The 15467-nt window shown below is 45.1% G+C and carries 16 protein-coding genes; 7 read left to right on the top strand and 9 right to left on the bottom strand.

Annotated elements, in window-relative coordinates; genetic code table 11:
* Positions 1 to 7 precede the first annotated feature (7 nt).
* Complete coding sequence (locus tag FXV75_RS09085; RefSeq protein WP_148832706.1) at positions 8 to 3814, top strand: YhdP family protein; 3807 nt, start codon at positions 8 to 10, stop codon at positions 3812 to 3814.
* Between the two features lie 128 nt (positions 3815 to 3942).
* Here FXV75_RS09085 and yjgA read toward each other — a convergent pair whose 3' ends face one another.
* From yjgA to FXV75_RS09040, 9 genes are all read right to left on the bottom strand, one after another.
* Complete coding sequence (gene yjgA / locus FXV75_RS09080) at positions 3943 to 4479, bottom strand: ribosome biogenesis factor YjgA (protein WP_148832704.1); 537 nt, start codon at positions 4477 to 4479, stop codon at positions 3943 to 3945.
* A 6-nt stretch (positions 4480 to 4485) separates the two neighbouring features.
* Entirely contained in the window at positions 4486 to 5838 is a 1353-nt protein-coding gene (gene mgtE, locus FXV75_RS09075; RefSeq protein WP_148832701.1) for a magnesium transporter, read from the bottom strand.
* 7 nt (positions 5839 to 5845) lie between these two features.
* Complete coding sequence (locus tag FXV75_RS09070) at positions 5846 to 6115, bottom strand: HPr family phosphocarrier protein (RefSeq protein WP_148832699.1); 270 nt, start codon at positions 6113 to 6115, stop codon at positions 5846 to 5848.
* A gap of 9 nt (positions 6116 to 6124) precedes the next feature.
* Positions 6125 to 6574: a PTS sugar transporter subunit IIA gene (locus FXV75_RS09065; protein ID WP_148832697.1), complete on the bottom strand. Its 450-nt coding sequence runs from the start codon at positions 6572 to 6574 to the stop codon at positions 6125 to 6127.
* Between the two features lie 17 nt (positions 6575 to 6591).
* Entirely contained in the window at positions 6592 to 8064 is a 1473-nt protein-coding gene (locus FXV75_RS09060) for an RNA polymerase factor sigma-54 (RefSeq protein ID WP_148832695.1), read from the bottom strand.
* A gap of 75 nt (positions 8065 to 8139) precedes the next feature.
* A complete protein-coding gene (gene lptB, locus FXV75_RS09055) occupies positions 8140 to 8865 on the bottom strand; it encodes an LPS export ABC transporter ATP-binding protein (protein WP_148832693.1) in 726 nt (241 codons plus the stop codon).
* The gene (lptA, locus tag FXV75_RS09050) at positions 8866 to 9375 is read right to left on the bottom strand and encodes a lipopolysaccharide transport periplasmic protein LptA (RefSeq protein ID WP_148832691.1); all 510 of its coding nucleotides are present in this window, start codon (positions 9373 to 9375) and stop codon (positions 8866 to 8868) included. It abuts the gene before it with no gap.
* Complete coding sequence (gene lptC / locus FXV75_RS09045; protein WP_148832690.1) at positions 9359 to 9937, bottom strand: LPS export ABC transporter periplasmic protein LptC; 579 nt, start codon at positions 9935 to 9937, stop codon at positions 9359 to 9361. Before lptC ends, lptA begins: the two co-directional genes overlap by 17 nt.
* A complete protein-coding gene (locus tag FXV75_RS09040) occupies positions 9937 to 10917 on the bottom strand; it encodes a calcium/sodium antiporter (RefSeq protein WP_262368514.1) in 981 nt (326 codons plus the stop codon). Before FXV75_RS09040 ends, lptC begins: the two co-directional genes overlap by 1 nt.
* 143 nt (positions 10918 to 11060) lie before the next feature.
* On the opposite strand from FXV75_RS09040, the gene FXV75_RS09035 reads away from it, so the two are divergent.
* The 6 genes from FXV75_RS09035 to murA all read left to right on the top strand — a co-directional run bounded on the left by FXV75_RS09035 (position 11061) and on the right by murA (position 15466).
* Positions 11061 to 11861, top strand: coding sequence for an ABC transporter ATP-binding protein (locus tag FXV75_RS09035; RefSeq protein WP_410428245.1), 801 nt, complete (start codon positions 11061 to 11063; stop codon positions 11859 to 11861).
* Positions 11858 to 12640, top strand: a complete 783-nt coding sequence (mlaE, locus tag FXV75_RS09030) for a lipid asymmetry maintenance ABC transporter permease subunit MlaE (protein WP_148832688.1) — start codon at positions 11858 to 11860, stop codon at positions 12638 to 12640. Before FXV75_RS09035 ends, mlaE begins: the two co-directional genes overlap by 4 nt.
* Before the next feature lies 1 nt (position 12641).
* Complete coding sequence (gene mlaD / locus FXV75_RS09025; RefSeq protein WP_148832686.1) at positions 12642 to 13106, top strand: outer membrane lipid asymmetry maintenance protein MlaD; 465 nt, start codon at positions 12642 to 12644, stop codon at positions 13104 to 13106.
* Between the two features lie 3 nt (positions 13107 to 13109).
* Entirely contained in the window at positions 13110 to 13730 is a 621-nt protein-coding gene (locus tag FXV75_RS09020; protein WP_148832684.1) for a phospholipid-binding protein MlaC, read from the top strand.
* Positions 13731 to 13942: 212 nt separating this feature from the next.
* The gene (locus tag FXV75_RS09015; RefSeq protein WP_148832683.1) at positions 13943 to 14179 is read left to right on the top strand and encodes a BolA family protein; all 237 of its coding nucleotides are present in this window, start codon (positions 13943 to 13945) and stop codon (positions 14177 to 14179) included.
* Positions 14180 to 14203: 24 nt separating this feature from the next.
* The gene (gene murA / locus FXV75_RS09010; protein ID WP_148832681.1) at positions 14204 to 15466 is read left to right on the top strand and encodes a UDP-N-acetylglucosamine 1-carboxyvinyltransferase; all 1263 of its coding nucleotides are present in this window, start codon (positions 14204 to 14206) and stop codon (positions 15464 to 15466) included.
* Position 15467 lies beyond the last annotated feature (1 nt).

Here is a 15467-nt window from a genome sequence, read left to right as displayed (position 1 = left end):
TCATAAAATGGGTTGGCTATTTCGCAAGTCGATGATATTGATCTTTTGGTTGCTTGTCACTTTCTCGGTGTTATTGGCGATATTCACTCTGAGTGTTGGGAAGTTATTGCCATATTTAGATTATTATCGCCCACAGATTGAGCGTAATCTTCAGCAAATCATTGGTCATCCTGTGTCGTTACAGCGCATTGATGGCCAATTAGAAGGGATTGATCCGACAGTGTCGGTCAGTGAGTTTGTGTTGAATGTAAATGGTCAGTCTGCGATTAAGATTGATGAGATGCGGATTCGTTTGGATACGGTTAAGTCATTGCTTAATTTGAGTCCGCATTTTACGTATATTCGTTTCGTGAAACCGGCGGTGAATTTACGTGAAATAGATGGCGAATGGCGACTTAGCGGGGCTGTTTCTTCTAACAATGCAAATAATACTGTGGCCATTGAGCGTATTTTAGATTACCTCTATGCTCAGCGTAATTTTTCGATTCTTGACGCCAATCTTCACGTTACCAGTGATCAATATGGCGGTCACGATATTCGTATTCCTCATGTGTATTTATTTCAAAAATCGTTTGAGTCGTTGTTAAATGCGACATTTTATCTTGATGATTCAGCCGCTCCTTTTGTGGTCAATGCTCGCCTTGATAAGACACGCAGTCTGGTGAGAGACTATCGGATTAAAGCCGCCATTAGTGCCCCTGCTACGAAGTTGCCGTCAGCGCTTTTTACGGACAATGCACTTTCGACGGTTGAGTTAGGAGGGAGTATTTGGCTGGATGCTCGAATAGGAAAAGAAATAGAAGTTAGATCTGAGGCGACCCAACTCAACATGGTGTTTGATGACGGCAAAGCATTCGAGCTGCGTTCGTCTATTCGCTTTAAATACACGTACAATAATCCCAGTGTTCGTATTGATATACGAGCACTTCAAATGAAAGATGATCAGGGCTTAACCTACCCTGCCTCGAACGCCGTGTTTGATTGGTCTTCTGTTACGGGTCGCTCCAACTTACGTTTTGACCGAGCAGATGTGGCTTTATCTCATCGTTTTGCTCAGTATTTTATTCCGCAAAAGACGACGGCTGCCCAGCTGCTAAAAGGGCTATCACCTGAAGGGGTCGCTAAAAATGCCCTAGTTCGATGGTGGTCTGTCAAGGATAAGGTGTCATTTGAATTTTTAAGCAATGTACATGCGGCGGCTATTCAGTCTTATAAGGGGATTCCTCAGGCGAGTGATGTGAATGCGGTGCTGAGTTTGTCTAATGACGGTGGTTACGTGGATTTCCGTGGTAAAGGCAGTGAGCTTAAAATCGATACTGTTTATGACACGTCCTGGATAACGGATGACCTAGCGGGCTACGTTACATGGCAGAAACTCGATGATGCGTTTTTAGTCAATGGTCGAGATTTACTGATAGCACGCCATGGCGCCGACGTATCTGGTGGTTTTCGGTTGGAGGTGCGTGACAATCAACCAAACTGGTTAGCGCTTGACCTTCATGGTAAAAACTTATCGGTAGAGGACCGATTAGAATACCTTCCTAAAAACGCCCTAAGCGGTGAGTTAACCCGTTGGATCGACGATGCTTTTGTAGGGCGTGGTACGGTGACGGCGGCGGATATCCTGCTTAATGGTGAGTTGTCAGAAGGGCGTAAACCCCATGTCAGGGTAAAGTTGGCGGTGAGCGAGGCTGATATCGAGTTTGACAAAAATTGGCCTTTAGCAAGCAAGGTAAGCGGTGTATTCGATTTTGATGGCACTGGTGTGTCTGTGGCTATTGAGTCGGGGCGTTTACTTGATTTGCCTTTGAATAACCTTATGTTAACGGTCCCTGTTATTGATGGCGTGGCAGACTGGCTAAACCTAAAGGGGTCTGTTAACGAGGAGGCAGAGAGGATTTTGACCACATTAAGACTGACCCCGTTAGCAGACTCTATATTGAAGCCTTTTGAGCAATGGCACTTAGGTGGCGACGTAAAAGGAGAATTTAGTGTCGCGATTCCTTTTTCGAAAGAAAGGCAGCCTACGGCGCAGCTGATGTTGAATTTTCAAGATAATCTGTTACGCCTTGATGATATTCAGTTAATGGTGCATCTTCAACGCGGGCAGTTTCGTTATGGCTCTGAAGTGGGTGTAACCGACTCGGAATTTGATATAGAGGCGCTTGGCGGTTTGTCACATCTTGTGTTGACCTCTGAATATACAGCAGAGGGTAGACTCGCTGTTTTGGGTGATCTTACGGGTAATGTGGCGGTTAAAAACCTCGCAAAATGGCACAAATTACCGTCAGCGGCCATTGAAAAACTGTCTGGCGAAATGTCCTACTCAGGTCAGTTAGCCATTAATAAATCGCAGGAAGGTCAAATCGATTTGGTGGTAGACAGTAATTTATTCGGTACCCAAATACGCCTTCCAGAGCCCATTGGTAAAGGTGCAACGGAACCAAATCCACTGCGCGTAAAAGTGATGAAGCACGAAAGCGACATGGTTATTGATGTGGATTATGCGGCTTTTTCCAAAGCACGGGTGTTATTGCAAGATGCCCGCTTTGTGGGGGGGGAGTTGGTTTTTGGGGGCGCGCAAGAAGCCAGCCTGAGTGCGAAAATACCGAGGAATTTAGTGGTTAAAGGAGACCTAAATCGCCTCTATGTAGAAGATTGGTTGTCTGTTTTTAATGATTTTTCTCGTCAGTCTGATCGCTCTGATGCAAACGCACGTTTGCTGGCCATGCCGGATTGGTTGAGTCAGATCGATCTGATCGTTGATAGTGTTGTTGTTAATGACATTAATACGTGGCATAACGCTAAAGTGAGTTACCGGTCTGAGGGTAAGAGTGTGTTGCAGCTCAGTGCGGATGAAATGAATGTGTCACTGTCGGAAAAAATGGGAGTGCCGGATCTGCATTTTGGTTTTTTAAGTTGGAATACTTTGCCTTCAGACGAGTTATCATCAAATAAAGAAGCGCCTATTAAGGCGAGTCAAATTCCAACCATGACACTATCGTTAGATCAATTCTACCTTAATGAAAATCCTTATGGGGATTGGCAAATGGCCATTACTCGTGAAGGTAATGTCATCACAGTGGAGCCTCTTTCAACGCAACTAAAAACAGGGCGATTTACTGGTCGCATGATTTGGCAAGACGTGGGTGTCGACTCCAATGTTGATTTAACGCTCGTTGCGAATGGCGCAGATTTGGCGGAGTTAACCGGTAAGTTTTCATCGGAAGCATTCGTATCGTCGAAGGAATACAGTATTAACGTTGGGTTAGGATGGAAAGGCCATCCTTTCTCTTTCGACCGTTCAACTGCCTCTGGGAGCATTGAGTTTTTTGCTGAGAACGGTAATTTTAGAAAAGTGGATGAGTTACCTGTGTTTTTAAAAGCGTTGGGTATTTTTAATATTGGGGCGCTCAGCCGTCGTTTATTATTGGATTTTTCAGATGTGTATGAACCGGGGTTAACTTACGATGAATTTGCTGGCGCGTTATTTCTAAAGCAGGGCATTCTCCAAACACGTTCACCTATTACGATTGTTTCCCCGACGGCGGAGTTGTCTGTGTCAGGTCAAGCTAATATTGTCAATGAAACCTTAGATGAGACCCTTACGGCCACATTCCCATTAACAGGCACCTTGCCATTAGCCGGTTTGTTATGGGGTACCCCTCAGCTGGCAGGTTTGTTGTATATTACCGATAAACTTATTGGTGAGCAGTTGTCAAAGGTGACCAGTGTTCAATATAAAGTCGAAGGTTCATTTAGCGATCCTTCAATGACAGTGATCCGCTATCGCCCCCTCGAGAAGTCAAAATAACACGGCAAAAGCAGCAGGGTTTTGGTGTTGTTTTGGTCTTTTTATTTTAGCCTTGATACAGATAAAAAACCGCCGTTTTGTAAAAGCTTACAAAACGGCGGTTTGACGATGCAAAACGAATTAAAACGTTATTCTTTTAGCCCCAGTCTTTTTTCTTCTATTTCTCGTAAGAATCGGAATAATTTTTTACGATTTGTCGTGTTGGCTTGTTGTGATGCTTCTTTCTGAGAGAGCCTAATAAGCTGTCTTAATAACTGAATTTCTTCGATATTAGGGTTTTCTTCTAAGTACTGCGACAGCTCTTCTTTGGCGTTTTCACCGATCAAGGCGTCGCGTTTAATTTCTAGCTGGTGAAACAGTTTGTTATAGGCGGCAGACGTGCTATCAAACAGTGCAACGCGATGTGCAATGGCTTCATGGTCTTCTGTGCGCATGACTTTGCCGATGTATTGAAGGTGTCTTCGCATGGCTTCATTTTGTTTGATGCGACCCGCTTCAACAAAGGCTTCTCTTAATGTGTCTGACATATCGACTTTTTTAAGTTGGTTTTTGCTCAGCCCAAGTAGTTTTTTGCCTAGATCCTGCAAAGCCTCCATTTCACGCTTGATCTGAGTTTTACTTTTTGGGATGTCTTCTTCGTGTTCAAATTGATCAAAGTTTGTCATGGGAACCTATATTAGAAAGATAGTAGCGAGACCAAGGAAGGAGAGAAACCCCACCACATCGGTCACGGTGGTCAAAATTACGCTGCCTGCAAGAGCAGGATCAATACCCAGTTTTTTTAATAAAATGGGCAGGAGTGTACCAGTGGTGGCGGCAAATAGCAGATTTATTATGATCGCGCCCGCAATGATATAGGCAATTTTGATGTTGTCAAACCAAAGTGCGGTGAGTGCTGCAATGACGGTTGCCCATAATATGCCGTTGATTAACCCTACGATGAGCTCTCTGTTTAAGAGCCATCGAGTGTTGGTTGAGCCAATTTGGTTCAAGGCGATTCCGCGTATCACCAAAGTCAGCACTTGAGACCCAGCAATACCGCCCATGCTGGCCACAATAGGCATGAGTATGGCCAGAGCCACCACTTGATCTAAGGTGTCTTGAAACAGGCCAATCACATAGGAAGCAATAAAAGCCGTAATCAAATTAATGCCAAGCCAAACGGCTCGGCGCCGCGTGGTTTTCATGATGGGCGAGAAAGTATCTTCATCATCATCTAGGCCCGCCATGCTTAGCATAGAGTGTTCCGCTTCATCTCGAATGACATCAACCACGTCATCAATCGTGATTCGGCCTAGTAATTTTTTTGTTACCCCGTCGATGACAGGGGCCGAAACCAGATCCATTTTCTCAAACAGTTGTGCCACTTCATTGGCTGGGGTTTCGGCTTGGATAACGGTGTATTCGGTTTCCATGATGTCTCGCACGGTGGCGTTGACATCGGATACCAGAAGTTTGGTCAGTGGCAGTATGCCGAGTAAACGATCTGAGCGGCTGACAACAAGCAGGCTGTCGGTCATATCTGGTAGTGTGTTGTGCCTGCGTAAATAGCGAAATACTATGTCAATAGTGATGTTCGGACGTATGGTAATAGTGTCCGTATTCATCAAGCCGCCGGCAGAATCTTCTGAGTAGCTTAATAGCGCTTCTACTCGGGCTCTGTCCTGAGTCGTCATTGAAGCAAGTACTTCTTTTACGATCGTCTCTGGCAAATGTTGAAGTAAATCGGCGAGATCATCGCTTTCGAAGTGTTCAGAAACGGCAATAAGTCGTTCTGTGTCCATGTTCTTCATGAACTGGACACCAATATCTTCACTCAGATATTGCAGTACTTCGCCTTCGTTTTTGGCTTCTATCAATTCCCAGAGCAGTTTGCGCTCTTTGGGCGGGGAAGATTCTAATAACCGAGCAACATCTTGCGCAGGCAAAGCGCCGTTAAGCAAATAACGGATCTGCATCGTGGCACCGGATTCAAGCGATTCGGTGACGGTCTGAAGGTGATTAAGCGTGCTTTGCTCTGACATAGTGGTGCTACTCGTCTTCCCCAAAGCGATTGTGAATCAATTCAATAACAGCATTAAGGGCGTCTTCTTCATCGTCACCGTTCGTCTTAATAATTATGTCTGTGCCTTTGCCTGCCGCTAGCATCATCATAGCCATGATGCTTTTACCGTCTACATTTCGCCCTTCTTTCTCGATGGTAATGTCACAAGAAAAGCGAGATGTTGTTTCTACAAGTTTGCCAGCCGCCCGAGCGTGTAAACCAAGCTTGTTAATAATAGTAGTGGACTTTTCCTGCATGCTCTTTTCCTATAGTAGTGCGCTAAATACAGTAAATAGATCTTCGTTTGACTGAGCCAAACGCAGTTTTTTTAGTGATTCGGGAGACTGAGCTAATTCAGCAATTTGTGCTAAGGTCGCAAGGTGCTGGTCGCATTCATTGGGCGGCACAATCAGCGCAAAAATAAGGTCAACGGGTTTTCTATCAATCGAATCAAAATCGATTGCCGTTTGCAGTGACATGATGACAATGGCGGTATGGTTCGCTGATTCGAGTCGACAGTGTGGGATGGCAATGCCATTGCCGATCCCTGTGCTTCCGAGTTTTTCTCGTCCAAGCAACGCGTCATAAATGGCTTCGTTGTTGCAGTGAAGTCGGTTTGAGGCGATGTCGGCAAGCGTTTCAAGAACACGTTTTTTGCTCACAATATCTTGTTGCGCTAAAACAAGATCTGCTTTTAATAAGGCTTTCAAGGACATGATAAAATGGTTTCCGTTTAGATCAGTCGTTTTCGTTCGTTGGACGGAGGGATGTTCATCGCCTCGCGGTATTTTGCCACAGTTCGTCTAGCAACCTGTATGCCTTGACCGGCCAGTATTGCGGCCAGTTTGTTGTCGCTTAACGGTTTTTTTGCAGGTTCATCAGCGACTAATTTTTTGATCATAGCTCGTATCGCGGTGGATGAACACTCTCCGCCTGAAGCCGTGTTAACGTGGCTTGAGAAGAAGTACTTGAGCTCAAAGATACCTTTGGGCGTGTGCATGTATTTTTGTGTTGTGACTCGAGAAATGGTCGACTCGTGCATGCCTACTTCTTCGGCAACATCGTGTAGAACCATGGGCTTCATCGCTTCTTCGCCCAGTTCAAAAAAATCAATTTGACGACTGACAATGCAGCTGGCGACTTTTAGTAGGGTTTCGTTGCGGCTTTGTAAGCTTTTCATAAACCACTTGGCTTCTTGAAGCGAAGTTTTAATGTAACTCGCGTCTTCTGGTGTGGCTGCTGTGCTGGCCATCGCTGAATAAGTTTCATTGATCTTTACAGGCGGTAAGGCGTCGTTGTTAAGTTCAACTTGCCAGGTATTATTGCGTTTTTTAACAGACACATCTGGAATGACATAGTCAGTATCGTCAGCGTCAATCACGGAACCCGGTCGTGGATTTAGTTGCTGAATGAGGTTGATAACCTCTTTAAGTGCTTCGTCTTTGAGTTTGGTTTTTCGGCTAAGTTGTGCAAAATCTCGATTGCCTAATAATGGCAGATAATGATCGATTAGGTTATGTGTGCTTTTGTATAAGGGGTGCGTATTAAAGGCCTCTAATTGCACCAGTAAACAGTCACGTAGATCAATAGAGCAAACCCCTACGGGGTCGAAACGTTGCAAGCGATGCTGTACTGCGATGACTTCTTCAATATCTAAATCATCAAGCTCAGCTCCCAAAGATTCCCAAATGTCCTCAGGAGTGATGCTAAGATACCCATCCGGCTGAACGCATTCGATGATAGCGTAAGCGATTTCAATGTCCCGATCTGACATATGGGTCAGGTTTAATTGCCATATCAGGTGATCTTGAATGCTCTCAGCAGGGGCGTTGCGACTTTCGAAATCACCGTCTCCTTCGTAACTGTTGTTGTCACTGATTGCGGCGGACGATCCTTGGTAGGTGTCATCCCAGCTGCTGTCTATGGACAACTCTTCCGGAATGCTTTCGGTCCACTCTGATTCGATGCGAGGCTCTTCGCTTGGTGCATCAAGGGGGGTATCGGCTGCGCTTTTAGATTCGATACTGGCGGGCGCATCATGATGATGTTCGTCGTCATCCAGTTCAAGCAATGGGTTTGACTCTAAGAATTCGTGTATTTCTTGTTTAAGGTCTAACGTGGAAAGCTGCAGCAAACGGATGGCTTGTTGCAGTTGCGGCGTCATGGTCAGCTGTTGACCGAGTTTTAATTGCAAAGACTGCTTCATAGAGCAACTCTTTTTGTTTGAGTGAATTGGAACGAGTTGTGCATACTACTCCCTTTCTCCAGCAATGATAAGGGGTTACAGACGGAAGTCGTCGCCTAAATAGACCTTTTTTACTTGTTCGTTATTGATCACCGTCTCAGCGTCGCCCGAGGCAATAATGTAGCCATTACCCACAATGTAGGCTTTATCGCAAATGTCCAGTGTCTCACGAACGTTGTGATCGGTGATCAACACACCAATGCCACTTTGTTGAAGATGTTTAATAATGAGCTTAATATCACCAACTGAAATGGGGTCAACCCCTGCAAATGGTTCGTCTAACAATATGAACTTTGGGTTCATAGCGACGGCTCTTGCTATTTCAACACGACGCCTTTCACCACCGGATAAGGCCATACCCAAATTATGACGAATGTGGGTAATGTGAAACTCCTCAAGTAAGCTTTCTAGGCGATCTTTTTGTTGCGTTTTGTTCAGTTCTTTACGGGTTTCTAAAATGGCTAAGATGTTATTTTCAACTGACATTTTGCGAAAAATAGACGCTTCTTGTGGTAAGTAGCCAATGCCTTTTTGGGCGCGTGTGTGCATGGCGTTATGGGTGATGTCTTGCCCATCAATGAAAATACCGCCAGCGTCATTGGCGACCATGCCTACAATCATATAAAAGCAGGTGGTTTTTCCGGCACCATTAGGGCCAAGTAAGCCTACCGCTTCGCCAGACTCAACGGCTATAGAGACGTCTTTTACGACTTGGCGTTTTTTATAACTTTTGGCGAGATTTTTTGCTTCTAAGCGTGCCATCTATTTTTTTGCCTCAGGTGCTTGGGGTTGTAATGTCATAAAGACGCGGCCTGTGGTTTTTTTCTCGGCACTGAAAGTGCCGTCTGCGATCATGTAGAGAATGTAGTCCGCAGTAATGGAGTTTTGCATGCGGCTCAAATAACTCTCGCCGAGAATTTCAAGTGTAGAGTCATGGGTTGAGTAACGTATTTCATTCCCCTGACTGATAACCATGTTACCACTCCAGTCCACTTGCTGGCTGAACTTGGCGGGTTTTCCTGTCGCTTCTAGGCGATTGAACGCCCGTGTCAGCGGATCTGTTGATACTTTTAGGTACTGGGCTTGTATTTCAATCGTACCTTGTTTTACGAAGACATTGCCTTTGTAAATAGCTTCACCAGAGGTTTGATCAAAAGCAGCTTCATCGGCCTGAATTTCGAGCGGTTGACTCATGTCTTCTGGCAGTGCGTAAGCTTGAGAGCCTAACAGTGCCACGGCGACTAAGGCACTAATATTAACGAATGGTTTCATATTTTCCTCGTACAGATCCTGTCATCAAGACGTCTTCTGAGTGAATGTAAGTGGTTATTTTGCCTGCAGAAGTCTCACCTTGAGTTGATATCAGCATGGCATTGCCATAACTGATGAGTGATTGGTCTTGCTCTAAATAGTGCACATTATCGGCCACCAGCTGAATGTTTTCTGATAGTCGGTATTTTTTAATCGCTTGGGCATTTTCAGTGAGCAAAATATCACTGCTGCCATCGTCGATAATGCCTTTGTCGGCTTTTGCATTCCAATAACCTGTTTCAGAAAAACGTTCAATATTGGGGGATTCTAACAGAGTTTTTGATTGAGCTACGTAATGTAAAGTCTGTTTTGCATTCAGTGTTTCAACTAGCTCTCCGTTTGTATTGTACGCGGTGATTTTTACTTGTGTGATGAAGTAATCTGGAGAAGTGCTGAGTGAATCAGTTGCCACCAAGTTCTGTTTTGGCGATGTGCCAAGCCAAAAAACAGCGCTTAGTACGAGCGCCGTTGTACCTGATACAAGCAGCGCTTTAATGGTAAAGAATTTTGTGTGTATTGGCATTACGCTGAGCCACTTGTGCTGACAATGAAAAGATAAACCGCATAGGATGCTATTAGCGGCACCCCCACCCAGCGTGGTATGCAATTTTCTTTGGTTTTCTTAAACCAATAAATAGCCAAGGCAAGTGCCACGGTAAGACCCAGTACCCATGGGAAGTCTCGAATAACTACGCTTTGATTGATTAAACCAGGGGCAATAATAGCCGGCAACGGCAGGACCGTCGCTAAATTGAAAATATTAGAGCCCAAAATGTTGCCAATGGCAATGTCATGGTGGCCTTTTCTTACGCTGCTAACGGACGCCGCCAATTCAGGCAGGCTGGTGCCAACGGCAACAATGGTTAAGCCAATCACCAGCTCACTGACCCCTAAAGCGGTTGCTATACCCACGGCACCCCACACTAACAGTTTGGAGCTTCCAATCAAAACGACTAAGCCAACGACGGCAATAGCAAGCGATTTACTGACCGTTGTGCCATCGTTTTCGGGTAAGTCTTCTTTGAGTTCGCTTTCTAAGTCTTTGCTACCCCTTAAAAGAATGGTCAATATGATCACGAATGCGGCAATAAGCATAATGCCATCCCAAACACTGAGCACTTGATCAAACAGTAAAACGCCGGTCAGAAAGGTAATGGCCAGTACGAGTGGTACCTCTTTGGTGGAGAGACCTTTTGCAATGGGAATCGATGAAAATAGCAAGGTAATACCAAAAACCAGCGCGATATTAGCAATGTTAGAGCCTAATACGTTTCCTACGGCAATTTCTGGTGCACCGTCGAGGGCGGCGATGGCCGAGACTACCATTTCAGGGGCGGAGGTGCCGAATGCTACCAGTGTGATGCCAATGATCATGGGGTTCACATGGAGTTTTTCAGCAACAAGGGCGGAATGTTCAATGAATTTGTCGGAACTCATAACCAATAAAATTAGCCCAACAATCAGGGCAATTGAAAACAGCAGCATGGTATTGATAAGACTCATAAAAATAGGAGGTACTATTTAAAGAGGTTTGACGCTGAAATTCAAGGTTTGATCTCATAAACAAAATGGATATCCCCGTGCCGTGATTTTCTTTACCCAAGTGCAATGGTAGTATCAACGAATATTTTTAAGGGATAAAAGGTGTGTCAGTGATAGATGCTTACATAAAAGTTCGGAATTTGAGTTTTTACCGTGGAGGTCGTGTCATCTATAACGATGTTTCACTTACTATTCCGCGGGGTAAAATTACTGCGGTCATGGGGCCAAGCGGGACCGGTAAAACCACGCTGTTACGATTGATAGCGGCTCAACTCGCGCCTGATTCGGGTACGGTTTTTGTTGACGGCCAAGATGTGCATACCTTATCGAGAACGGAGCTTTATAAGGTTAGAAAAAAAATGGGTATGCTTTTTCAAAGCGGGGCCTTGTTCAGTGATATGTCTGTGGCAGAAAATATCGCCTTTCCTATGGAAGAACATACCACTTTAGATAAAAAAACCATCGCTGAGATCGTGGCGAGAAAACTGCACAGTGTGGGCTTACGTGGCGCATCAAAGCTGATGCCTTCTGAGTTATCGGGGGGGATGGCGCGTCGTGTTGCCTTGGCAAGAGCCATTGCCCTGGATCCTGAGCTGGTGCTCTATGATGAGCCATTCACGGGTCAAGACCCCATTTCTAAAGGCGTTTTAGTTAAATTAATTCGTCAACTTAATGCACAATCAAACATTACTTCTGTGCTGGTGTCGCACGATGTACAAGAGTCATTATCTATTGCTGACCACGTTTGTATTTTAGCTGGAGGTCGTGTCATTGCCGAAGGAACGCCAGAGGCGATTCTTGCTTCCGATAACGCAGAAGTGAAGCAGTTTTTGAATGGCGATCCTGATGGCCCTGTCCCTTTCCATTACCCAGAAGACGCTGAATGTCTTAAGGCGGCACAATGAGATTCATTCAATGGTTAGGCAGTGCGTTTCTCGACTGGCTTGAAGCAGTGGGTCGTGCGGGGGTTTTTCTGGCACAGAGTATTTTTCGCGCTCCAGTTAGGCTCAACGAAGCGATCAATTTGTTGGTTAAGCAGCTGTATTCTGTTGGTGTTTTGTCGTTGGTGATTGTTGTGGTATCAGGGGCTTTTATCGGCATGGTACTGGCTCTTCAAGGGTACAGCATTTTGGCGAAATTTGGTTCTGAAGAAGCGGTTGGTCAGTTATTGGCCTTGGCTTTATTGCGAGAGCTCGGTCCGGTGGTGACGGCTTTGTTGTTTGCAGGTCGGGCGGGGTCTTCGTTAACCGCTGAAATAGGCTTAATGAAAGCAACAGAGCAGTTGTCTAGCTTTGAGATGATGGGAGTGGACCCTCTGCGCCGTGTTATTGCCCCTAGATTTATTGCCGGTGTCATTTGCTTACCATTGCTGAGCTTAATTTTTTCTGCAACGGGTATTATTGGTGGGCTAGTTGTTTCAGTGAGTTGGCTAGGGGTACATGATGGCGCGTTTTGGTCATTGATGCAGCAATCTGTCTATTTAGATACGGACATTGTAAATGGTTTTATAAAAGCGGTGTGCTTCTCAATTGTGGTGACGTGGATCGCGGTTTATCAAGGGTATGAATGTGTGCCGACTTCTGAGGGTATTGGTAAAGCCACTACTCGTACTGTTGTTTTGGGCTCATTGGCTATTTTGGCGCTGGATTTTGTATTAACTGCCGCTATGTTTGGAGATTTTTAGAATGAGAAGTAAACGTATTGAGCTGTTTGTTGGGGCTTTTATTGTTTTGGGTTTTTTAGCCTTTGTATATCTGGCGGTTCAGGTAAGTGGTCTTGCCTTTGCTGGAAAAAAAGACACCTACCAAATCGTTGCCAGATTTGATGATATTGGAGGGTTAACCAATCGAGCTAAGGTTACCATCGCTGGCGTAACCATTGGCAGTGTTGAGTCGATTGTGCTGGATAAAGAGCTTTATATGGGGCTGGTGACAATGAACATAGACGCTGGCTCAGATAATATTCCAACCGACAGCTCGATCGCTATTTTAACGAGCGGGTTGCTGGGCGAAAAGTATTTGGGGATCTCCATCGGGGCTGATGAAGATATGATGGGTAATGGGGATGAGCTGTATGATACGCAGTCAGCATTGGTCTTGGAAACCTTGATTAGCCAGTTTTTATTCAAGTCTAGCGATGCGGAGAAATAGTGTATGTCAAACATTATATATGCTGTTGTGTTTGTGTTTGCATTGTTCGGGGTCAGCTTTGCCTGGTCGGATGATGGCGAAGATGCCCGAGACACCGTGATCAAGGTGGTGGATGCTTTTCGCAACGATATTGTAATGGATAAGGTGATGTTGTCGACAAACCCTGTTCTGTTAGAAGAAAGAGTGAGTAATATATTAGAGGGTGTTGTTGATTTTGATGATTTTGCCAAAAAAGTCATGGGTAAGTATTATCGTCGAGCTTCGCCTGAGCAGCGCATTCGTTTTGCGAGTGTCACCAAAGATACTTTGTTAAATACCTATGGTTCCTCCTTGTTGGAGCTTGATGCTGATCGTATTAATATCTTGCCATTGGGCCCGCAGGGTCGAGGTAAAGAAACAAAAGTGGATGTCGATTTCGAGATGGCGGCCGGTGGGCTGCTTAATATTTCATTTTTTATGGAGCAAGCAGAAGAAGGACATTGGTTGCTGAGTAATGTAGTCATCAATAATATCAATTTTGGGCTTACCTTTCGCAAGCAATTTGGCGTGATGATGGAGCAGAATAAAAACGACATTGAGTTGGCCATCAGTGCTTGGAGGGATTCGCTCGCCAAGAAATCCTAGAGGCCTCACGTGCTGTTTCGTTATCTTTGAAAGTCCGGCGCCATTCTCTTGCTGCCGGATTTTTGCTTTATGCGAGTGGAAACGCCGTGCCGTGATTAAAATTACGGAAACAAGTGTTTTTTTAGACTCTGATAGCGTTTGAAGTGTTAAGTAGTTGGCTTTACTCATGTAGAATAATGCACATTAAGTTCATTATATCTATTGGAGCGACTGTGAACGCAGGTGAAGTGAAAGCACTATTAGAAACCTCGATTGCCAATTGTGAAGTCCTTGCTGAAGGCGAAGGTTGTAATTTTCAAATTAGGGTGGTGTCTAGCGAATTTGAAGGCTTATCAACCGTTAAAAGACAGCAGTTGGTTTACTCGCATTTACAAGAGGCCATTGCCAGTGGTGTTATCCACGCGGTCACCATGAAAACCTACACGCCAGACCAAATAAGCAAGCTGTAATAGCGACTATAAGAGATTAAAAATATGGATAAGCTTTTGATTACCGGTGGTACTCGGCTTAACGGTGTGGTTCGTGCTTCTGGTGCAAAAAATGCAGCCTTGCCCATTCTGGCCGCAACCTTGTTAACCAAAGAACTGATCACCATTAAAAACCTTCCTCATCTTCACGATATTACTACCATGCTGGAGCTGTTAGGTTCGATGGGTTGTGGTGTGGTTGTCGATGAGAAAATGAGCGTGCAGCTCGATGTGTCAACCTTGAACAATTGTGAAGCCCCATACGACTTGGTTAAAACGATGCGCGCGTCCATTCTTGTGCTTGGGCCTCTGGTCAGTCATTTTGGTAAAGCGATCGTGTCTCTACCGGGCGGTTGTGCTATCGGCAGTCGCCCCGTTGACTTGCATCTACGTGGCCTAGAGGCGATGGGCGCAACCATTGATGTAGAGGGTGGCGATATTGTTGCGACAGTGGATGGTCGCTTGAAAGGAGCTCGAATTTTCTTTGATAAAGTGACCGTGACAGGGACTGAAAATTTACTCATGGCGGCCACTCTGGCGGATGGGCAAACGGTACTTGAAAATGCGGCTCGTGAACCTGAAGTTGTCGATTTAGCAGAATGCCTAATTGCTATGGGAGCGAAAATTACCGGTCACGGCACAGATACTATTATCATTGATGGTGTTGAAGCACTTCATGGGACCAGTTATCCAGTAATGCCAGACAGAATTGAAACAGGGACTTTTTTAGTTGCAGCGGCCATTACAGGCGGTAAAGTTCGAGTGATCGATACGAATGTGAAATCGCTTGAGGCGGTATTGTCAAAGCTGGAAGAGGCTGGAGCAAAAGTTACCTGCGGTGATGATTGGATTGAAGTCGATATGGAAGGTCGTCGCCCCAACGCGGTGAACATCAGTACCGCTCCGTACCCAGCTTTCCCTACGGACATGCAAGCGCAGTTTGTTGCTCTAAATTCCGTGGCAAATGGCGTTGGTCGAGTCATTGAGAATATTTTTGAAAACCGCTTCATGCATGTAGACGAAATGTTACGTATGGGCGCGGATATTGAAGTAACAGGAAATACTGCGATTGTGCGTGGCTGTGAGCGTTTGAAAGGTGCGCCTGTTATGGCTACTGATTTGCGCGCGTCGGCTAGCTTGGTATTGTCTGCTTTGGTCGCGGAAGGAGATACAAAAATAGATCGTATTTATCACATAGATCGTGGTTATGAGTGTATCGAAGAAAAATTCGGTTCACTGGGTGCGAAAATTTCACGGGTTTTAAATTAAT

It is taken from the genome of Marinomonas sp. IMCC 4694, from assembly GCF_008122525.1.
GTDB lineage: Bacteria > Pseudomonadota > Gammaproteobacteria > Pseudomonadales > Marinomonadaceae > Marinomonas.
This window is presented reverse-complemented; position numbering and strand designations above follow the sequence as displayed.

Excerpts from the sequence above, each read along its gene's own strand:
- lptC (WP_148832690.1), bottom strand. The coding sequence starts at position 9,937 with ATGCCAATACACACAAAATTCTTTACCATTAAAGCGCTGCTTGTATCA.
- FXV75_RS09070 (WP_148832699.1), bottom strand. The coding sequence starts at position 6,115 with ATGCAGGAAAAGTCCACTACTATTATTAACAAGCTTGGTTTACACGCT.
- mlaE (WP_148832688.1), top strand. The coding sequence starts at position 11,858 with ATGAGATTCATTCAATGGTTAGGCAGTGCGTTTCTCGACTGGCTTGAA.
- yjgA (WP_148832704.1), bottom strand. The coding sequence starts at position 4,479 with ATGACAAACTTTGATCAATTTGAACACGAAGAAGACATCCCAAAAAGT.
- FXV75_RS09060 (WP_148832695.1), bottom strand. The coding sequence starts at position 8,064 with ATGAAGCAGTCTTTGCAATTAAAACTCGGTCAACAGCTGACCATGACG.
- FXV75_RS09020 (WP_148832684.1), top strand. The coding sequence starts at position 13,110 with ATGTCAAACATTATATATGCTGTTGTGTTTGTGTTTGCATTGTTCGGG.
- mlaD (WP_148832686.1), top strand. The coding sequence starts at position 12,642 with ATGAGAAGTAAACGTATTGAGCTGTTTGTTGGGGCTTTTATTGTTTTG.
- lptA (WP_148832691.1), bottom strand. The coding sequence starts at position 9,375 with ATGAAACCATTCGTTAATATTAGTGCCTTAGTCGCCGTGGCACTGTTA.
- lptB (WP_148832693.1), bottom strand. The coding sequence starts at position 8,865 with ATGGCACGCTTAGAAGCAAAAAATCTCGCCAAAAGTTATAAAAAACGC.
- mgtE (WP_148832701.1), bottom strand. The coding sequence starts at position 5,838 with ATGTCAGAGCAAAGCACGCTTAATCACCTTCAGACCGTCACCGAATCG.
- FXV75_RS09085 (WP_148832706.1), top strand. The coding sequence starts at position 8 with ATGGGTTGGCTATTTCGCAAGTCGATGATATTGATCTTTTGGTTGCTT.
- murA (WP_148832681.1), top strand. The coding sequence starts at position 14,204 with ATGGATAAGCTTTTGATTACCGGTGGTACTCGGCTTAACGGTGTGGTT.
- FXV75_RS09040 (WP_262368514.1), bottom strand. The coding sequence starts at position 10,917 with ATGAGTCTTATCAATACCATGCTGCTGTTTTCAATTGCCCTGATTGTT.
- FXV75_RS09065 (WP_148832697.1), bottom strand. The coding sequence starts at position 6,574 with ATGTCCTTGAAAGCCTTATTAAAAGCAGATCTTGTTTTAGCGCAACAA.